The organism is Enterococcus sp. DIV0755f (assembly GCF_051713725.1).
GTDB classification, from domain to species: domain Bacteria; phylum Bacillota; class Bacilli; order Lactobacillales; family Enterococcaceae; genus Enterococcus_D; species Enterococcus_D casseliflavus.
The window spans coordinates 2,690,733-2,711,684 of sequence record NZ_JBIOQL010000001.1; the positions used below are offsets into that span (position 1 = coordinate 2,690,733).

The following is a 20,952-nucleotide window of genomic DNA, read 5'->3' on the forward strand; positions in this document are numbered from 1 at the left end:
CTTAGTATAAGCCGCTTTCGCCAAAGCGTTTCGCTAATTTATTGGTACAAAGCACGAGGATGATCCCAACGATCGATTTAAATAATCCGACGGCTGTTGAGTAACTGTAAGCGCCATTGGTGATCCCCATCATATACACATACGTATCAAAAACATCTGCTACTGTTCGGTTCAACTGATTGGTCATCAAGAAAATCTGATCAAACCCCGTAGACAAAATCGACCCGATCCGCATGATCAGCATAATGATGATCGTCGAACGAATCGCAGGCAAAGTGATGTGCCACACACGACGGAAACGTCCTGCACCATCCATGATCGCGGCTTCGTATTGTTCCTGATCTACACTTGATAAGGCAGCTAAATAAATAATAGTCCCCCAACCGATCTCTTTCCAAATCGATTGCATTACGATCATGGGGCGGAACCATTGCGGGTCTGAGAGAAAGTCGATTTCAACGCCTGTCAACGAAGCGATAAATTGAGTGATCGCTCCATGATCGATGTTGAATAAGATATGCCAAAGACTAACGACGATCGTCCATGAAAGAAAATGTGGTACATAGACGAAGGTTTGAATGGTCCGCTGAAACAGCTTGTTGCGCAATTCATTCAGTAACAGTGCCAAAAAGATGGGTGCTGGAAACGAAAAGAAGATGTTTAAAAAGGCAATCATCAACGTGTTCCACAAGATCCGAAAGAAATCAGGATTATTGAAGAAATCCATAAAATTTTGTGTTCCGACCCATGGACTATCTGCGATTCCTAAAAAGGGCACATAATCTTTGAAAGCAATGATCAACCCATACATCGGTGCATAACGAAATACTGCAAAATAGATGATCCCGGGAATCGTCAAAATATAGAGCCATTTATTTTGTTTAAAATGGTTGAGAAAACTCCCCCATTGCTCTTTCGTTTTCGGCACTTTTTTTATTGTTGTTTCCATTCATTCTCCTCCTCTAACTCCGCTCCGATCAGTGCTAAACAACAAATCGTATTTAGACCCCACTGTGCCAGCACATTGGTCGATACCCACGGCATTTCTTTTATTTTTTTCCACGTTGTCGCTGCTTCAATGGTCGCTTCGATCGGCAATGGAACACCCGATTTGTCATTATCAAGCAATAACTGCCAAGCCCTTTGACTGATTGCTTGATCGTTACGCACTCGCCCAGCAAAGGCCATCATCGTCGACGCAAACATTGGCCAGGCAAAATGAGGTTCCGTCAGTACCCCGTTTGATTCTTCTGCTTTTCTCTCAGGACTCAAGCTATAAAACCAGCCAAACTCCCCTAACATCTCTGTCCACTCGGGGTCTTCCAGCACTTGAGCAAGTTCTAACCAAACTTGCGGCGCCCCAAAGGAGATGACCATGTGATAGCCGCCAAAATTCCCAGTTCCCATATAAGATAAGGTTTTGTCTTGTGGATCAAATAACACTGTAGGACCAGACAATAGGCGCTGGGGCATGGCTTTGATGCAGGTGATGCCCGTGCGAATTTTTTCAAGGTAAACAGGATCATTCGTCCGTTCCCACTGGGTAAACCAGTTCGAGACTAGCGCAGCCCAATCTGGTCCGATGCGAATCGGTATCCGCTTCGTTTCTCGTTCATAAAACTCGCGCATCGGTGGTAACGCATCAAAAGCATAGGTTTCATTGTCTTTGACTTGTTCCATAATCTCCCCAATGCGTTCATCCGCTGTCAAATAGTAGTAGTAGCGATGGAGACCCGCCATTGAAATTCGAACTTCTTTTGCTTGGCAGCCCCAATGAACGACATTATGCCGTGACCCTAATCCTTTGTATTCACCAGCATGATACTGATCGACTTCTGAAGTATGTCTCGTCATGCTTTCAGCCAGATAGTAGACGCTTGGATCACCAGTCCGTAAGAAATCTAGCCAAAGCCACATGTTAGGGACCAATTCAGTGTTTTGCCAAGCGTACCCACCAAGATCGTAGCGCCATTGGTGTCGAAACTGATCATAGGTATGCATGACATCACCATAGTTCCAATAGCCATACCAACTTCTTTGTTGGACTTCTGCTAAATAGAATTGACGCATCTCAGCCAATTGTTGCTCCAGCAACTGTTTCGTTTTCGTTGATTCATCTGGTAAACTGATCCTGCCAAAAACCTTCGTCTCTTGATAACGCTCTGGCAATGAAACGATCTGGGCAGGTTCTTGGTTTTCTTGAGCTAAGCCCAGCAACACTTCTTCTGACGGGGCTTCTTCATATAGATCCAACCAACAACGCGTCGTATTTGCTACGCCAACTGCCGTCGAACGAATCTCTTCCATTCCTTCGTATCCGCTAAGCATATGATCCCGTTTGGAATAGTGCTGAAAATCCATTGGCTTGGCATTCGGTGACCACTGCCACATCGTGATTTGGGTTTCTTTTTGGGTGATGCCTGTCACCTCGATCGCAGATGGTGCTTTTTCCCAAAATTTCTCCATGCTGCAAGCAACGCCGCCGGTTTCTCCCCCAGCGTAAAAGGTACCTGAATAATGCTCGCCATCCCCAATGGGCAACCAACAGTACCCAGCTTCGGTCTGTTTTTCTAATTCAAATGACCGATGATTGATTTGATTGACCCGAAAATTGTCCCAAATAGCATTTTCCACCGCATGAGACAGCATCTGCTCGTCCGCTGAGGTCAATGAAACGAGCTGTCCACTGGCTTGTTGTTGATAGGGAATGTTTTGCTGATAGTGTCGCCGTGAAAGTAACAATTGTGCCGCTTCATGATACACAGCATCTGCAATAAATTTGACTTGTCGATTCCAATTTTCACCTGTCAACGCATAATCAAATGCTATCCCCATGCCTTCATAAGCAAGTGGTTTGATGATAATGACCGTATGAATGATTTCCAATTTGCTGATTTGGCGAAAGATGCGGAACCGTAAAATAAACTCTTGCACCACTTCTTGATTGATCTCAATGACGCCCGATACTTTGATAACGGCTTTTTCTGAACCATTTTCTTCCAACATCAAGTCCGTTACTTTGGACTGCACCTTTTTGTTTTGGTATTGCAGGATTGCGTGAAGATCTCGCAATTTTTTCTGCCCCTTGACCGCTACCCAGTCCAAAACATTTTTCCCTTCTCCATGTTTCGGGAAGAAGCCTTTGATCGTACCGTTGTCAAAATAAATACCGTTGTAAGCTTCCCTAGCAATCGCCTGTTTCTTCTGGACACGCTGTTTTCTTTGAAAAAGTAACTGCGTCGTTTCTGCCACCAGACCACTGTGTCCTGTCCATTTCACACTGCCATCTGGCCAGTAAGCCAGTACTTTCGTTTGCAGCGGCTCCTCCCCCAGCAAAAACAGTTCCTCCCTTAGAACCTCAGGTTGTAAAGCTCCTTTTTCCCATGGATACCCAAAACTCAGCCCACGTTTTCCCTTAGGTTTATTTTTGAGCCATTTCAATGCCATGTTCGATTTCCTCCTCTTCCCTCTCTGCAGGTTGAACTGCATCGTTTTGTTGCTTTAGCTTTTGTTCATTTTCATCAAATAATTTCAAGTAAATCCCCATTGTGCCAATGATCCACATCCCAATACTTAAAAATGGAAGGAGACCGGGGAGAAAAAAGCTGATCGTACTACAAATCCCAAACCAAAGGACGCCTAAAAAGGTGCCAATAGGTTGAAAAAAAAGAAAGCGTAGCGAAGCGCCTAGGTACTTCTTCGTTGGGAGCACATAATATTCGTACATGCTAAGCAATGTATTGATCACAGCGATCGCGACGCATTGGCTAACGATCAATAGGATCAAGCCTGTTTGAGTCAATGCCGCTAAAAATCCTTGCTGGATCACCACCATGGGGCACAAATAAAAGAGAATGATCGGTAAGCCCAAGCGATTCGATCGCCAAAAGTTCCTGCGGTAATACCCAAAGAACGTTTGAAAAAAAGGCGGCGATTCCTGTTTAAGGGTTTTCTTTGCTACGTGGAATCCTGCTTGTACGCTAGGCGCCAGTCCAAAGATGATCCCACCTACTAGTGCACCTATAATAACGGTTACATTTATCAGCAAACAATAAAAGACAAAATCTGCTGCTTGATATGCTTTCTGCCAGTTCATCACCGTTCCTCCTCTAAGGAATATACCTTCAAGTCTTTATAGCGGGCCTTCATTGGCGCCATTTGCCGAAATCCGATCGCTCCTTTAGTTAATACGGGACCAAACTGTTCCTCATCAAGGTACCTTAACACCAACAAGTCGTTGATCCAAAAGGAAATCGTTGCACCTACCTTATCGATTCTTAGGTGATAAAACCCTCGGGCATCTGCTACACTCGGAAGTGGATCTGCGCCTTGGGCGACCAGATGAAACCCATGGCTTTTGCGCAAATTACACGTTTCAAACGCCCGTTCCTCCTCATACTTTCTTCGAAAATAAGAAAGGTGGTAAGCATTGATCCCTCCAGAATGATACTCGGGATATGCCCCGGTTCGTTTGGGTACTCCAGAATCGAAGATCGAGCCACCCTTGCGATTGGTTGCTGCAAAAAAGAGCATACATAAGCCTGGTTCAGCCAGTGGTTGAAACTGCCAGGTGATTCGTAGGTCCGCTGGAAATTGTTGAGGCAGCCATAAAACAAAATGTGGTTGTTTGTTTGATTCTTCAGAATACGTATTCGCCAGAATCATCCCGTCTTGGAAAGTAATTTTGGGCTCTCCTTCAGCAATAAAGTGTTGAATATCTGCTGCTTGATTCAGCGGATTTTCATAGATCAATTTCGCTAACATTTCTTCTTCTCCTTTTATGCGTATATGAGCTACTTTTCTCTTTTCATAGTAAACTTGACCTACATTTCTAACAATTGACTTTTTTTGAATTCCTTGATATCAAGCGTTAGATTAGGGTTTCCACTTGTTTTTTTCCATTTTTTCTTTTCTGATTTCTTACTACCTGTCTCGTCTCACCTAAATAGTACTCCATTTTATTAGCTGAATAATTAGCTGAAAAAAATTATTGAAAAAGAAAAAGGTTGAGAGCAAGATCCACTCAACCTTCTTCGACTGTCGTTATTGTGCTTGATGAAGGGCATTCGTTTCTTCCATCAGCTGCGTGCCTCCTTGATTCTTCCAAAGTTCGATCGCAGCTTCCCAACCCGCTTCATCGATTTGTCCTGCAATAAATTGAACCCGCGCATCACTAATGATCTGATCAAGCTGTGCCCCTTTTGTTACATACGTATCTGTATTATAGGAGGCTGCTGGGTTAAAGACAGCGTGCTCTAAATCAGCTTCCATCAATGACAATCGTTTTTCATAGCTTTCAGTAGCCGCTTCTGTATCAGGCTTAGCAATATAGTACAGGGTATCTTCCGTTACATTCATCCCAATTTGTGAGTACCCTTTGACCGCATTGGCTAACGCTTCAGCTTCTGATCCTTCTAGTGCGACGGACATTCCATCCACTACTTCAAAATTGATTCCTTCGATTCCGTTGTTCAGCAATACCTGTGCTTCTTTATCATTTAATTTATCAAGGAACGTCAACACCTCTTTTAGATGTTCCTCTGTCTGGACACTCGACTTAGGAATCGCCAAGAAACCAGAATAGCCATCTGTCGGTAACGCATTCATCGTACCGCTATTATCTTTTAAATTCCCTGTAAAGACGACGAGGTCTTCTTCTCCAGCTTGCAATAATTTATTACTGATTTGTGCTGCTCGTGAATACGTATCAATAATGATCCCACCACGTCCATTGATAAACGGCTCATCCCATTTATCTGCTGCCATGGTTGCAAAATCACGATTGACATAGCCTTGTTCCACCATATCTTTAACAAATTGCATTGATTCTAGGTATTCTGGTTGCATAAAGGATGGCTCTAAAGTGCCGTCTATTTCTTTCCAAGCATTTCCTGCCCCAAACCAAGTAGCTAACACATCGTAAGGACTATTTGAATTGATCGAGCCAGGCCATTGGGGAATAATCAAACCAAACGTATCATTTTCACCATTCCCATCGGGATCGTTCTCAGTAAATGCTTTGGCAACCTCATAGAGATCATCGATCGTTTCTGGTACATCTAAGTTTAAGTTTTCTAACCAATCTTTTCGGATGATCACCGCCGTCCGCATCGCATCACGTTTCCGATAAATTCCGTACACTTTGCCATTCACAGAAGAATTACGCAAAACATCCTCGTTAGATTGAGAGAGATTAGGATAATCAGCTAAATAGTCGGTCAAATCCCAAAAAGCGCCATTTTCTGCTGACTTGATAAATCCTCCTGATTTTCCTTGAATGACCATCACTTCTGGAATATCATCTGAAGCTAACGTAATATTCATTTTATCCTCGTAGGATGTATTGGGTGCCCACGTAATATCAATGTTTTTGCCAGTGTACGCTTCTAATTGCTTCAAAATCTCGTTGTCACTTGCAGGTGGTTCAGTTTCAATGTACGGCGATAAAATCGAAATCGTATCATAATCTGTTGTGGAACCTGCTTCCTCCTTCCCACATGCCGACAAAAAAGCGACTGATAGTAACCCCAAACCAAGAATCGTACTTAATTTTTTCACTACTTTTCCTCCTTAGATTTTGTTGTTGAGCCCGATTAAATAAACCGCTTTCAATACCAAAAGCATAACGAAAAGCAGGATTTCCAGCAATTGACATTTTTTGTTAATCGTTGATATATGGCTGGGTAGGGGTTTGTTGACAACGATCTGCTGAGTCTTCCCTTTCCAAAAAAAGTAAGAACATCTGAAGCACTGGCTCTTGGCTTAAAATCTTCGCTCTCTTTTCTCTATCCGTCTCTAATTTCATGCTATGCTTCTAAATAGATGGATAGGTCTTTCTTACTCAAGTAGCACATTCTCTTAAGAAGCTACTTGTGACCAAACCATTTAGGCTGTAAATTTTTCAAATTAAAAAAGACCAATTTCTTGGTCCTTTACAAACTGATTTCAATCTTATTTTTACTCTGATAGTGTTTGCCATCGATCAATACCGTAATGCCTACGCCCTTGCCAAAATGTTCTCCTGATCGATCATACCAGACAGAAATAAAATCACCTTTCATCGGCAAATCCTCAAAAGAAAAATACTCAAGCGTCGTATCTTTAATAGGGTCGATCGTCAGTAGTCCCTCATCAGAAAGATGAATACCACAATATCCACGAATGAATAAATCACTGAAAGCAGAATGATTGTAATCTTTTCCACGTTCATAGCCACCTTTTCCTATGGGCCAGTTCTGGTCTTTTAAAATTTTTCTGGAAAGCCATTCTCCTGTATCTGGATCAATATTTTCATCAAGCCAATTGACCTTTGTCCCATCTGCTTTGTTTCGATAAAAACTATTCGCATAGGTCAGCAATTCTCGTGAAATGTCTGTTGCTTTAAGTGAACTATTTTTGTTTTGCCGTGAGGCTATCATTGCATCGATCGTTTGGGTTGTGGCAAACGGCCAAGATGGTCCATTCCAAAGGCACTCATGATTTTTCTCACTGGGTAAGTTATAACACAGATGATCTCTGGCTGCTGTAGTCAGACCATACTCACCGTGAAAACACATGGGATCACTCAAATAGCGCCAAGCCCTCGCATGAGTATCTTCGGCAATACCAAAGAGCCAAGGGAGATAGCCAATCAATTCTTTTACATTGTGTTGCTTTGGTATTTGTTTAAAATCAAATGTTGCAATTTGCGCATCTTTATCCTCTAAGGGAATCACTTTAAAAAATTCTTCTTCAGAATCCCATAAATACTTTATTATATTTTGTTTTAAAAGTGACGCTTTATTTCGATAGTCTTTAGCAAGTGAAGAATCACCTGCTTGCTCGGCAAAATAGGCAATTCCTAAGGCATTGGCATACATGTAACTATTTAATGTTGGCCTCAATCCGCTACCACTAATAGAACACTCCATGGCATCCCGGTCATCATTTGACCAAAACAAACCATAACGAGTCAGATGATGCGTTTCGATCTCTTGATAAAAGGTTACCAAATGAGGTAATAACTGAACACCATACTCAGCATCTGACCAAAGAATCGCATAATTTTTGATCGCATCAATGATCCAAGACGAATAGGCATACTGATTTCCACTGCCTTTAAACCAAAAATCAACATATTCGTGAATGAGTTCGCGACCACATTTTAACCAACGAGCTTCGGAAAGATGATGTCCAACAGCACAATTGATGGAATTGTATGGTCCTGACCAACGAACGGGTGGTAAAAACTCAGTTATGATCGTTCCCTCTGGTGTGGCTTTCAGATGCTTCCGAAATACCCACCATCGAAAATAATATGCTTCTTCAAATAATGGTTGATTACATGTAAATACTGGGACGTTTTGCATCATCCAGGTTTCTGCGTCAGCATTTGATATACATTGAGAATAAAGTTCTTCATCATTGTGATTAAATGTATCAATATATTTCTTTATAAGATTTTCCCTCATTGTGCCCCTCTCTTTTCCTACTTAGCGATGTACGTTCTCGTTGTCTCTCTACTACCGCTCATACACATCATTTTGATCCAAGGTCGGCGCTAACGCAGTGACGATCGTTTCCACCATCTTTAAGTTCTCAACTCCTGCAATCTTGCCGAACTCGTCGGCATGGATGGAAAGATTTTTTAATGTTAGATTGCGGATCGGTTCTGCTGGGCTGGCCTCGATGAAAAAAGCACGCACGCTTTGTTGTCCTGTTTTGGTGGCTTGCACGTTTTCAATGGTAATGTCGCAGACCTTTGCTGGACCTACTGGAATAGCTGGTTGTACCATCAATTTGTGCCAATAGTCGGGAATCTCTTCCTCATAATCAGCTGGCAGTTCTGGATAACTATAATCTGGGTACCAATTTGTTTGTAAGAGAAAAGGAAAGCCAACATCCTTCATCGTTAAATCCGAAGCAGTGACCTTGCGTATAAATCCACCTCGATTGTTGGCGGATTTGATCCGAAACCCTGCGCCAGTTTGCTCAAAGACAACTTTTTGGATTTTGATCTCTTCGATCCCACCCGAAGTTTCACTACCAATGGCAATTCCTGAACCATACCCTAACTGACAGTCTTTGATCGTGATTTTCCGACAGCTTCTTTGCTGGGCTAAGGCTTCTGCCCCACGTCCCGCCTTGATCGAGATATTGTCATCGTTGCAGGAAATGTAGGCATTTTGAATCGTGACTTCTTCACAGGAATCAATATCGATGCCATCAGTACTAGGCCCTTTTCCATTGTCTATCGTGATGCCGTCGATCAATATGTGGTGAGAATACGTGATTTGGGTATTCCAAAAACCCGACTGTACCGACGAAATATCTTTGATGGTTACTTTCTGACTTTCATAAACAAGGATATTTCGTGGGCGCTTGCAATCATAATCTGCTGCCCAGCGTAAGCCTTTTTTTGCGTAATCTGCCATCATCCCGCTGGCTTCATCTGTTCCCCAAAACGTTTGCCACCATATTTCTCCACGACCATCAAGTTTTCCTTTTCCAGAGATCATGACATTTTCTGCGTGAAAAACATTGATCATCGCTGCAGGCCACTTCATATTGATCCCTGCGACCCGATTATCTACTTCGGGATAATCGGCCAGTTCTTGACTACCATACAGAATCGTATCCTCTGAGACAATCAAATGCACATTGCTTTTTAAAAACAATGCGCCGATTTGATAGGCGCCGGGTGGTGTAATCACTGTTCCCTGCACAGTTGATGCTTGGTCAATTTCTCGTTGCAATAATTGCGTGATGTCTTCCATTCTTGCTTGCCTCCTACGTTTTTGTTTTAAGCTTTTGATAGGTTTGTCGATACAAATGATTGTTAAAATTGCGCATCGCCAACCTTTTTTCATCTATCATTTCGTTGGATAGAACTGAGTGCTTCTTACTGGCGCTGTCCATCAAGTAAAGCGTTCCTCTTGGCACATCTCGTTGTCTTTTCCCATGTGCTTTCTGGCGTCCTTTTCCCTACATTCTTTACTATAGTCCCCTTAGCGGGAAAAGAAAGTCCTTTTTGATTTCTGGGGATCGTCTTTTTTTGCATCGTCCTTTCTTGTTAGAAAAATGCGCCTTTTTGTCTACAAAAGCAAAAAGGCGCAACCTGTCAAGGGAGGAAATAAGGTGCTTAACTAACTGTTTCTCATTGGGAGAACCAACGCAGATCATTTTCAAAAGCTTGTTCTACGTGAGTTTCTTTTGTCCCACCATGGATAGTTCGACTGTTTCTTGGCAACTTATTGCGTCACTTATGGTCGCTCGATCAATGATCGCTGCCTCTTTAAAGCTGACCTCCTGACACTGTTCAAAAATCATTTTCTTTTGCCCTTTAGCTGATTCAAAGGCAACTGACTCAAAAGCAACGCGTTGTATCGGTGAAACCTGCTGTGCTTGTTCATCGACAAACCCTTTTAGCTCGACCAAAGGGTTCTGCCCTACGATACGGGTATTCTTGACCAAAATATCCGAAATGATCGGTAACTGTTGGGCTGCCTGACCATCGGCATTGTAAGCAACAGGATGAGCCATGAAACGATCCAACAGGCAATCGGTGATCGTCACTTGACGAATATAGCCACCACGATCATTCTGCGCTTTCAATTCTAGCCCATAAAGCGTATTGGTCAGTTGACAATCTCGAAAAGTGATATTTTCGACACCACCAGATTGCTCACTACCAATCGCGATGCCATGTCCTCCTCGAATAGCCAAATCAAACAACCGAATATTTTTCGCTGGTCTATTGATCTGATTTCCTTCTGGATTTTTGCCAGATTTGATTGCGATACAATCATCACCCGTATCAAAAACGGTGTCAAAAATCAGCAAGTTTTGCGAAGAATCAGGATCCCAACCATCGCCATTGTCGATGCCTTTGGACTGAATATTCACCCCATGGGTCACAACGGTGTCACAGTAAATCATATGGATAGTCCAGCATGGTGGATCAATCAACGTCAACTCTGTCAAATGGATGTTTTTGGCCTGCATCATACAGATCAAACGTCCCCTTACTCGTCTTCCAGGTTTTCCATCAGAAACATATTCTGGATACTGTTCACGGTCTGCATAAGAGTTTCGCATCGCCAGTCCTAATGGATTCCCGCCACCAATGATCGTTCCTTTGCCACAAAGACGGACATTTTCACAAACGATACGCCCTCGATCGCCTTGATCGATATACCCAATGTTGATCAATGAACGGAAGCAAAACAATTCCCAGCCTTCATAACGGCTTAATGGTAAGCCCTCTTGATTCACGCTTCCTAAATACTCGTGAGGGGCAACCCGATACGTTTCTATGTCGAGGCTTGCTTGCAATGTGCCATCTACCTGAAAAATCATATTGCTTTTTAGCTCCAACGCACCAGAAAGGATCACCGCCCCTGTTGGGATCCAGACAGTGCCATTGCTAGGGCAATCGTTGATCGCTTGCTGGAGAATGGCGGTACTATCTTCTTTGCCTGCGCTATCAGCATGGTAGGGTGCTTGCGTAACGTCTAACACAACACTTTTTTTCTTTGTACGAAAGGTCGTCGTGACTGCGGTATTTGTAAGCAGGCACCCCTGATGATCGAGGCAGATGATCGTTACTTGATACGTTTGATCGGCAGATAAGTTTGTCAACGTCCAATGCGTCTTGTTTGTTGGTCTGGTTTGGATCAAATCGTTGTCTAAAAACAATTGATAACCAAAAATAGCTTGAGCGTGTAGCGGCTTCTCCCAAATAAGGGTCGCTTGATGAGCGCCGATCGTACTTGGTACGACATGAAAATCAATTACTTGAAATGGTTGCATCGGTTTGTCCTTTCTTCAACGAATTCATTCAATAGAAAAAAGATATTCCAAAACAGCGAATATCTTTTTCCACACTTATTTAAGACCAGTCGTGCTGATGCCTTCAACAATGTATTTTTGGAAAATAAAGAAGATGATCAACACAGGCAGCAAGGAGACGACAGACATCGCGAACATCGCTCCCCAATTGGAGGTGCTGCTAGCATCTAGGAACTGCTTTAAGGCAATCGATACCGTGTAGTTTTGCGGACGTGTAAGGTACAGCATCGGTCCGATCAGTTCTTCCCATTTCCAATAGAAAGAGAAGATCGCAGCGTTTGCCAAGGAAGGCTTCATCAACGGTAGAATCACGCGGAAGAAAATACCGACCCGTCCACAGCCGTCCATTTTTGCTGCTTCATCTAAATCTGTCGGGATCGCAGAGACGAATTGAACCATCATGAAAATAAAGAAAGCTTGTCCGAAGTATGAAGGAACGGTTACCGGACGAATCGAGTTAAGCCAGCCTAATTGATTAAACCAAAGATACTGAGGCACCATGATGATCTCTTGCGGCAGCATCATCGTGACCAAGATACAAGCAAACCAAAAGCCTTTTCCTTTGAAAGGAATTCGACCAAATCCATAAGAAATGACAGCCGAAGAACAGACCGCCCCTACCATTGAAATCAACGCGATTTGCAACGAGTTGAAAATATAGCGAATGAAGGGAATCCCTGCGATCCCTTCAAACCCCTTGGTAAAATTTTCTAACGTCCAGTTTCGGGGGATCAACTCCGTTGCCGTTCGAAAAATGTCACTACTAGGTTTAAAGGCACTAAACAGCAGCCAGAAAATCGGATAAAGCATCAGTAATGCAGCAACTAAGATCACGGCATCAAAGAAATAATTTTGTTTTTGTTCACGCATCAATCAAACCTCCTCGTTTTCTTTAAACACCCAAAATTTCGATGTTGCGAACAACAGAATCGTAATCAACCCAACGATGACCAGTAAAATCCACGCTAAGGCTGAAGCATAGCCCATTTTGAAATCGGTAAAGGCTCGTTGATACATGTACAAGGAATAGACTAACGTGCCGTTACGAGGTGAACCCGTCCCATTCGAAATGATAAACGCAGGTGTAAACGTCAAAAAGGCCATGATCGTTTGATAGATCAGATTGAAAAAGATGATTGGCGTCAGGACTGGAACCGTGATATTGAAAAACTGTCTGATTTTTCCTGCCCCATCAATTTCTGCCGCTTCGTAATAATCTTTCGGAATATTTTTCAAACCGGATAAGAAAATCAACATCGACGAGCCAAATTGCCACGCTGCTAATAAAATCAAGGTCATCAACGCTAAGCCAGGACTTTTAAAGAAGTAGATCGGGTCTAAGCCGATCGCCGCTAGCACGCCATTGATCAACCCTGAATCGCCAAAAAGATTCCGCCACATGATCGAGACCGCCACGCTCCCACCTAAAATCGAAGGGATATAAAATAATACCCGATAAGCGCCGCTTAATTTCGATGGGCGGTTGATCAGCATCGCCACTGCTAATGCGACGATCAGCCGTAAAGGGACTGCCAACACAACATATTTCAGCGTAACAGTCAGTGACTGAACAAACTTGGGATCATTCGTAAAAATCGTCTTAAAGTTATTCCAGCCAACAAATTGCGCCTCTGTCAATAAATCATAGTCATGAAAAGACATAAAAAGAGAAATCCCCATCGGGACGATAATAAAAGCAAAAAAGCCAATGATGAAGGGTGAGATAAATAAGTAGCCTGTAACCATATTCTGTTTTGATTCTGGTAATCGATTAAACCAGCTTTTGAGTTTCCCAGGCTCTTTTGCCGTGGGTGATTTTGATTGTAGTTCCATAATTTTCACTTCCTACCTCCTATAGTTGATTACGCTTACAAGTTGATTTTAACGAAGTGCTTCTTAAGAATGAATAGAAAAAAAAGCACAGAAATGTGAAAAACTAGAGGACCTATATTTTTTGCCTCCATTGTTTCTCCTAAAAAAACGCCTTTACTGAAAAAGTCAGTAAAGGCGCCACAGCTATGCTTATTGATAGTTTTCTGCAAAAATTTCTTCGCAGCGTTGCGTAAAGGCATCATAAGTTTCTTCTGGTGTCATGGTGCCATAAGTGATCTCTGCGTACAGCTCTTTAAAGTACGTGTTGATTTCAGCAAACCCAATTGGTGGGATTGGGGATGGATCACCGACGATGTCTGCAATATCATCTAAGAAATCAGAGGACTCTTGTTCTTCTGGTGTCATGTCGGCATATAGCAATTCTTTGATGGCATCATTGGAAGGAATCCCCCGCTCAGTACCGATGATCTTATTGGCTTCTTCACTATTCACTAAAAAGTCAACAAACTTCGCAGCTGCTTCTTTTGATTCAGAAGCATTCGCGATCGAATAAAAGAACCCTGGTCGATACGCCATCGCCCCGTTTTCTGAGTCGAATGGACGAGCCAAGTTGATTTCGACATCTTCTGCGGCGGAGGCTTTATAGGTCAAGTATTGATTGGACCAAGTCATCATATAGGCTGCTTTTCCTTGTGAAAACGGATATTGATCCATACTGTTGGCATTGCTAGTCACTTCTGCGGTTGGCATTGCTTTGGCTTCCGTAAGGTCCGCGATAGCCCCCATAAATTCAACCCAGTTTTCTTTGGAAAAACCGATCTCTGGTTTGCCGTCTGCATCGTATTGGTATAGATCTTCGCCTTTAGTACGTAAAAAGTATTGCAAAATCGTACTGTTGTCATTGTTATCATTCCAACCATAATCACCGGTTGCTTCAGCGATCGCTGCCGTACTTTCTACAAGGTCATCGAAGGTATAATTGCTAAAGTCGATCCCAGTGCCCCCTTGTTCTACCAATGATGGATTGTAGAGCATCGCCATCGTATTGACAGAAGTTGGTATGCCAAAAACTTTTCCATCTAACTCGCCAGTTGCTAAAATCGATTCTTTGATATCATCGGTTTGAATCTCATTGCCGATAAATTCCGACATATCTGCTAATTGATTTTTCGTTCCATATTGCGCAATGTACTGCACATCCATCTGGATCACATCAGGTAATTCTCCAGAAGCCGCTTTTGTTGCTAGTTTTTTCCAATGGTCATCCCAAGAACCATATTCATATTCAACTTTGATGTCAGGATTTTGTTTCTCAAATTCTTTGATCGATTCGATATACTTCTCGTGTCTGACTTCTGAGCCCCACCAGGTAAAGGAAATCGTCGTTTTCCCATCTGCATCAGCTTCTGAGCTTCCGCTACTATTGCCGTTGTTGCCACAAGCTGCTAAGGTCGCACCAAGAAACAACAAGCTCGCTGCTTTTAAAAAAGTTTTCTTCATTCTTCTACACTCCTTTTTTGTTTGCGCTTACAATGTGATTGTAATGGAAATCCTCGTTAATAAAAATGAAAAAACAAGAGCAAATATGTGAAAAACTAGACTGTCGTTTTCGCTGAAGGCTAAGCCTTCACGGGCAATAGCTAGAAAAAAATAGAAAAACAGATGAAAAATGTAAAAAAACAGACATGCTCTATTTTTTCCAATATACTATGCTATACTAGCGTTGAAAAGGCTTACTTTTCAAAAAACAAGGTAGGTGGAAACAATAAAAAAAATACAAACCGGACTGTTTCGTCTTTTTACGGTAACAGCTTATTTTGCTAAATTAAACCTTTTATGGCTTTTCTTTACCCTTTTAGGGTTGGGGATTTTTGGCTTCGGTCCTGCCACCGCTGTCACGATCAAATGTTTACATGATTTTCGTAAAACTGGTCATGACTATTCAGCTGTTGCCTTCTGGCAAGCCTACAAGCAAGCCTTTCGCACCTTTTCCCTTTTTGGCATTGGACTATTAAGTACAGTACTTTTGTTGTTGTTTAACTTACGGATTACTCATTTTTTCCCGACTGAAATGGCTTGGCTGCGCCCTGTCTATTTGCTTTTAACGATTCTCCTCCTTTACACTGCATTCATCAGCTTTATGACCTATGCCAAAGCCGAACAACACGCTTGGAAACAGACCTTGTACGTCAGTATCTTTCTAGTCTTTCGCTACCCACTGCAAGGCCTTGCCTTGTTGTTTACCTGGTATTTATTGTTTCTCTTATTGACTGCCAAAACCTCCTTGTTACTCGTCTTTGGACTAGTGATTTTCTTGTTTTTCGCTGAATTTTTTCATGGTCAGATGATTGAAAAAACCAAACAATTGCAAGCAAAGCGAGGCAGTGTCCATGAAGTCCCAGAAGCTGATCAATCACTTTAAAAAGCAGCCTTTTGAGCGACAGTTACATTTTGTCTTTTTTGCGACGGTGGCAATTATCGTCTCATTGGCTCTTCTCCTGACCTTAGTTTGGCGACAAGTCTACATGGCGCAGCTGAAAGAAGCCGCGTATAAAGATGTCTCGATCATTTCAACAAATATCGCCAAACGTTTAACTGCCGTCGAAACCCTCTCTTTTCGCATTATTGATAGTGCACCGATCCAAAATGGCCTACAAAGGATCTTGGCACAAGATTCCTTGCAATCCTTAGAGGCGATCGACCAAAAGAATGCCTTAAGTGCAGAAATCAACGCCCTCGTACGCAATGAATCAACGATTCAAAACGTCTATCTCTTTACCCCAACGAACGAAAACATGATCAACTTTCTAGCCGAGACCGACCATATCTTTAATGGCCAAACCATCAAAGATATGATCGAGACTTTGCCCGATAAGCCTGCCAAAGGGAGTTGGTTTTTTGCAAAGGACCTTTCTCAAGGTGTCTACCTGCGAAAAATCTATTCAACAGCCGATCTTTCTTTAACCTATATTGGTACGGTGATATTTCTAGTCAATACGTCCTTCTTTCGTAACGAGATCGAAAGTCTTCCTATTGTCTCTGAACAAAACCAATTTTTCATGGCGTATCAGAACCAATTTTATAGTACCACAAATGACGAGCAAACCCTCGCTGCGGATCAAAATACCTTGCAGCAAAAAATGGGAACCTTCCAGCGATCGATCGGCTCCATGACGTTTGATAATCGCAAGTACTACTATGCAATGGATCGGAAGGCGATGCCGAATATGACCTTCATTTATTTACTGCCTGAAAACCAAGTCTTAGCGGATCTTTATAAACTACAAGGCCTTTCCATCGCTGTGAGTTTGCCTTTTTTATGTTTGATTATTGTTGTGATTCGGAAAATAAGCAATCAGCTGACCCGTCCTTTAGCTGACTTGGCTTCGCAAATGGCCGTTCTGCGGAAAACGAAAAAACTGGCCTCTTTAAAGACCCTCGCTGTCCCAGAAAATAGTCAAGAAGAGATCATGGTCCTTTACGAAAGCTACAATACGATGATCGATGAATTAAATGCCTTGATCAAGGACAATTATGAAATGCGTATTTTGTCCCAAGAAATCGAATTTAAGGGATTGCAAGCGCAATTAGATCCACATTTTCTCTACAATACGTTAGACTCGATCAACTGGATCGCCATTGAAAATCAGCAGTGGCAGATCTCAGAGATGGTCACCTCCCTTGCCTATTTGTTTCGTAAAAAAATCGATACCAAGTCTGACTTCACGACGCTGCAAGATGAGTTAGATATCGTGCATGCCTATATCAATATTCAAAACGTTCGCTTCGGGAAACGGATCGAGTATATCGAAGTAATTTTGGTGAATGACCTGTCCTTTAAGATTCCTAAGTTACTGATTCAACCATTGATTGAAAATGTCTTTAAATATGCTGTCAATGATATGAAGGAGACGTGTCGCCTCGTCCTTACAATTGAACAACAAGCAACCTTTCTCCAAGTCAGTGTCTCTGACAATGGTCCTGGTTTTAAAGCCAACTTCTCGATTGAAAAAGAAGGCGGCATCGGATTGACCAATATTCAAAAACGATTGCAACTGCATTATGGTGATCAAGCGTCGTTAGCCATCGTCTCCTCGATTCCCTTCAAAAAGACGACGGTGCGCTTTGTGATTCCCTTAAAAGGAGTGAGTGAAACATGAAAAATATCCTCGTTGTTGACGATGAACCCTTGATAGCAAATGGTGTGGCTAACCTCGTTGCTTCTTTTGATTTCCCATTAGTGGTCAAAGGAATTTACACAGACAGTGAAGAAGCCTTGGCATTTTGTCAGCAAAACACCATCGACATCGTGATTACCGACATCAATATGCCTAAAGTCAACGGACTTGCCTTGATCAAAAAATTAAAAGCCATCAATCCTGCGATTCAAATCATTATTTTGACAGGCTTTGGCAGCTTCTCCTTTGCCAAAGAAGCGATGGCTTTAGGGGTCAAATTTTTCCTTGAAAAACCTGTTTTTCCGAGCAAGCTTTCAGAAGCGTTGGCTGAGACGATCGAACGCTCTGAACGTCGCCAAATGGAATCTACCCTCTATTTAAAACAACAAATTGAACAATACATCAATAGCTGCGGAGAAGAACCGCTGCCTGAATCGTTCGTTTTTCCATTTTGTATGTACTTATTTGATTCGAAATTCTATCACGCCATCGCTAAGCGGATCGAAAGCTATGAGAACCATCACGAGTTGGTGATCGGTCATCAAAACAAAGTTGGCTATATCCTGAACTTCAGTACGGAAAATACCTTTAATCTCTTTTTTAAAACGAAGGTACAGGCTGCGCATCTAGGAAAAGGGATCGCCATCAATTGCTGGGTCGAAACTCCCGAAAAATTTTTACTCAGTTATCATTTAGGCAAGCGGAACTTGGATAAGGAGTTTTATTTTGATACCTTTGAAGTCATCCAAGAAGCCCAAATCTCACAAGAAAATGTCTATGAAAATAGTCTCTATATGGAATACCGTGAAAAACTTTTGGCATTGATCGACAAAGGCGAACTGACTTTAGCCCAAGTTCTTACGGAAAACTTTTTTTCTACCTGTCGCATGGAGCTTTACCCTGTCCAACTATTGCGGCTGCAGGTCAACGATTTGTTATCGGCAATTTTTGAAAACCATCGCATCAAAAAAGACATTTACTTTGATGACTATTCCCCAAAGATCATGCTCTTGAATAATTGGCACGAACTCCAGTTTATGCTGCTTCACTGTATCGATTTGATGCGGGGCAGCTTAGATGATAGCGAGAACATGCAGCTGTCCCAAAAAGTCAACCTGATCATCGAAGAATATTATGACCATGAAGCATTGTCATTGAAATGGATCGCAGCCCATCTTTTGTACTTAAATCCTGAATACTTAGGAAAAACCTATTACAAAGAAACCGGGATTCGCTTCAATCAAAAATTAGCCGAATACCGCATCCAAAAAGCACAAGAACTGCTGAAGAAAAACTACAAAGTATACGAAGTGGCAGCGATGACGGGCTTTAGCAATGCGCCTGAATATTTTGTTCAAACGTTCAAAAAGATTACTGGTATGACACCAAAGAAATTTTTGAAGCAACAAGAAAAAGCCCTTCTCTCTTAACGTTTCTTCTATAACGAAAGCATTGTTTTGCTATTTCAACAAAAGAGGTAGTCCGCTCACGAATGTGAGCGAACTACCTCTTTGACTAACCAGTGATTGATGTCAAACAACTGATGCGACCGTGTTCGTTTTAAGGAATGAGCATTTTTGTCTAGCTTACAGCGTAAAGACTTCCTTTAACTCCTGTGTCACTGGCGAATCATCAGGATTTGTTTCCATGAGTTCTGCCATGTAATGCCACCATTTTTGGTTGATCTCGGTTGCCGCTAACTGCTGCCAGCGGGTTTCATCTTCAATCTCAAGGTAGCCAAACAACGCAAGGGTTTCTGGATCTAAGAAAATCTGGTAGCTTTTCGCCCCGTGTGCTATGAGCTGCTCTTTTAGTTCTGGCCATAGTTCGCGATGCCGTTTTTCATATTCTGCTTCATAACCAGGATGTAGCTTCATCCGAATCGCTTTTTTGATCATCTTTGTCTGCTCCTCTCTTCATTGCCTAAGGTGTTTAACTTAACAAAATGAAACCAATAGTTCAGTAAATGCTAAGACTGTCAGTGATTGCCCATAAGGCATCGCCGTAATCGCAATGTTTTTGTAGTACTCCAAGTCTTCTCCCATTCCAGTACCGATGGAAACATTTTGGACTTCTCCATCTTCTGCGACTTGTTCGATCAAACCAGCTAACGCTTTATAGGCAACATCTTCCCAAACTTTGTCAATGTAACGCTTATGAACGGCTTTTAAAATCCCATAGGCAAAACCAGCCGTCGCAGAAGCCTCCACATACGAGCTAGGATCATCTAACAAGGTGTGCCACAAACCACTTTCATCTTGCATTTCTTGCAAGGCAGCTAGTTGGTCTAAGAGGGTATTGATCAAGAAGCCTCGTAACGCATCTCCTTCTTGCAAGTCGAGAATGTCAATGATCTCAGGAATCGCAATGGTGATCCAGCAGTTGCCTCTAGCCCAAAGCGCTTGCGCATAATTGTGGCGTTCTTCAAAGGTCCAGCCGTGGAACCAAAGCCCAGTTTTTTTATCCACTAAGTATTTGATATGGATCATAAATTGTTGTTTTGCTTCTTCGATATAAGCCGGACGATTCAGCAACATGCCAATTTTCGCCAAAGGCAAAGCGGTCATCATCAAGGTATCGTCCCAAAGCTGGTTGCGATTTTCTGGTCCATAGGTTGCATGCTGCAGACCATTTTCATCGGTTCGCGGCATATCATGCATGACCCATTCCGCCCATTGTTCAAGGTAAGGCAAGTAACGAGAATCTCTGGTGTCTTCATAAAGATACGCCATTGCTAAAAGCGGCGCCATCGTGTTGACATTTTTAGGGGGCGCGCCTTCTAACATCCGCTGCTCAAACCATTCTTCCACAACTTGGAGCGCTTTAGGATTTTTGGTGATTTGGTAGTTTTTATAAATGCCATATAGTCCCACCCCTTGCGGCCAGTTCCAAATCCCCCAGCTTTTATCATCAACGATCAAGCCGTCAAAGTCTAATAGAAATTCACCATTGTCATCCTTGATCGTCGTTAAATTTTCGATCATGCGATCAATTTTTTCTTCCACGACACGTTTTTCCACAAATAACTGTTCTAAAATCACCATTGGGTTCATCCTCTCATTTCTCTTTGATAGATTAATCGTAACACGCTTACATTTACACAAAAATAGCA

At 42.3% G+C, this 20,952-nt stretch carries 16 protein-coding genes; 3 read left to right on the plus strand and 13 right to left on the minus strand.

Annotated elements, in window-relative coordinates:
- Position 1: 1 nt before the first annotated feature.
- The 11 genes from IGI73_RS12405 to IGI73_RS12455 form a co-directional block, all read right to left on the minus strand.
- Entirely contained in the window at positions 2-949 is a 948-nt protein-coding gene (locus IGI73_RS12405; RefSeq protein WP_428206621.1) for an ABC transporter permease, read from the minus strand.
- Entirely contained in the window at positions 934-3,447 is a 2,514-nt protein-coding gene (locus IGI73_RS12410; protein ID WP_421758136.1) for a hypothetical protein, read from the minus strand. The genes IGI73_RS12405 and IGI73_RS12410 overlap by 16 nt, the downstream gene beginning before the upstream one ends.
- Entirely contained in the window at positions 3,422-4,096 is a 675-nt protein-coding gene (locus IGI73_RS12415; protein ID WP_016608833.1) for a YesL family protein, read from the minus strand. The genes IGI73_RS12410 and IGI73_RS12415 overlap by 26 nt, the downstream gene beginning before the upstream one ends.
- Positions 4,096-4,764 (minus strand): DUF1961 family protein, encoded by a 669-nt coding sequence (locus IGI73_RS12420; protein WP_016608835.1) that lies wholly within the window; start codon positions 4,762-4,764, stop codon positions 4,096-4,098. The genes IGI73_RS12415 and IGI73_RS12420 overlap by 1 nt, the downstream gene beginning before the upstream one ends.
- A gap of 279 nt (positions 4,765-5,043) precedes the next feature.
- Entirely contained in the window at positions 5,044-6,558 is a 1,515-nt protein-coding gene (locus tag IGI73_RS12425; RefSeq protein WP_010749864.1) for an extracellular solute-binding protein, read from the minus strand.
- Between the two features lie 374 nt (positions 6,559-6,932).
- A complete protein-coding gene (locus IGI73_RS12430) occupies positions 6,933-8,450 on the minus strand; it encodes an MGH1-like glycoside hydrolase domain-containing protein (protein ID WP_336682220.1) in 1,518 nt (505 codons plus the stop codon).
- A gap of 51 nt (positions 8,451-8,501) precedes the next feature.
- A complete protein-coding gene (locus IGI73_RS12435) occupies positions 8,502-9,755 on the minus strand; it encodes a glycoside hydrolase family 28 protein (RefSeq protein ID WP_438759235.1) in 1,254 nt (417 codons plus the stop codon).
- Positions 9,756-10,176: 421 nt separating this feature from the next.
- The gene (locus tag IGI73_RS12440; RefSeq protein WP_428206623.1) at positions 10,177-11,790 is read right to left on the minus strand and encodes a glycosyl hydrolase family 28 protein; all 1,614 of its coding nucleotides are present in this window, start codon (positions 11,788-11,790) and stop codon (positions 10,177-10,179) included.
- Between the two features lie 75 nt (positions 11,791-11,865).
- Complete coding sequence (locus tag IGI73_RS12445; RefSeq protein WP_016608842.1) at positions 11,866-12,699, minus strand: carbohydrate ABC transporter permease; 834 nt, start codon at positions 12,697-12,699, stop codon at positions 11,866-11,868.
- Positions 12,700-12,702: 3 nt separating this feature from the next.
- Positions 12,703-13,662 (minus strand): carbohydrate ABC transporter permease, encoded by a 960-nt coding sequence (locus IGI73_RS12450; protein ID WP_016608843.1) that lies wholly within the window; start codon positions 13,660-13,662, stop codon positions 12,703-12,705.
- 189 nt (positions 13,663-13,851) lie between these two features.
- Entirely contained in the window at positions 13,852-15,162 is a 1,311-nt protein-coding gene (locus tag IGI73_RS12455) for an ABC transporter substrate-binding protein (protein WP_060791387.1), read from the minus strand.
- 256 nt (positions 15,163-15,418) lie between these two features.
- Here IGI73_RS12455 and IGI73_RS12460 point away from each other — a divergent pair, with 256 nt between their 5' ends.
- The 3 genes from IGI73_RS12460 to IGI73_RS12470 are packed head-to-tail and all read left to right on the plus strand — an operon-like array spanning position 15,419 to position 19,270.
- The gene (locus tag IGI73_RS12460) at positions 15,419-16,084 is read left to right on the plus strand and encodes a DUF624 domain-containing protein (RefSeq protein WP_428206624.1); all 666 of its coding nucleotides are present in this window, start codon (positions 15,419-15,421) and stop codon (positions 16,082-16,084) included.
- Complete coding sequence (locus tag IGI73_RS12465; RefSeq protein WP_438759236.1) at positions 16,053-17,822, plus strand: sensor histidine kinase; 1,770 nt, start codon at positions 16,053-16,055, stop codon at positions 17,820-17,822. Before IGI73_RS12460 ends, IGI73_RS12465 begins: the two co-directional genes overlap by 32 nt.
- On the plus strand, positions 17,819-19,270 hold the full coding sequence (locus IGI73_RS12470; protein WP_005234181.1) for a response regulator: 1,452 nt from the start codon (positions 17,819-17,821) through the stop codon (positions 19,268-19,270). Before IGI73_RS12465 ends, IGI73_RS12470 begins: the two co-directional genes overlap by 4 nt.
- A gap of 156 nt (positions 19,271-19,426) precedes the next feature.
- Here IGI73_RS12470 and rhaM read toward each other — a convergent pair whose 3' ends face one another.
- Both rhaM and bglB read right to left on the minus strand, forming a co-directional pair.
- Positions 19,427-19,738: an L-rhamnose mutarotase gene (gene rhaM, locus IGI73_RS12475; RefSeq protein ID WP_060791390.1), complete on the minus strand. Its 312-nt coding sequence runs from the start codon at positions 19,736-19,738 to the stop codon at positions 19,427-19,429.
- Between the two features lie 39 nt (positions 19,739-19,777).
- On the minus strand, positions 19,778-20,884 hold the full coding sequence (gene bglB / locus IGI73_RS12480) for a beta-galactosidase BglB (RefSeq protein WP_428206626.1): 1,107 nt from the start codon (positions 20,882-20,884) through the stop codon (positions 19,778-19,780).
- Between the last annotated feature and the right edge of the window lie 68 nt (positions 20,885-20,952).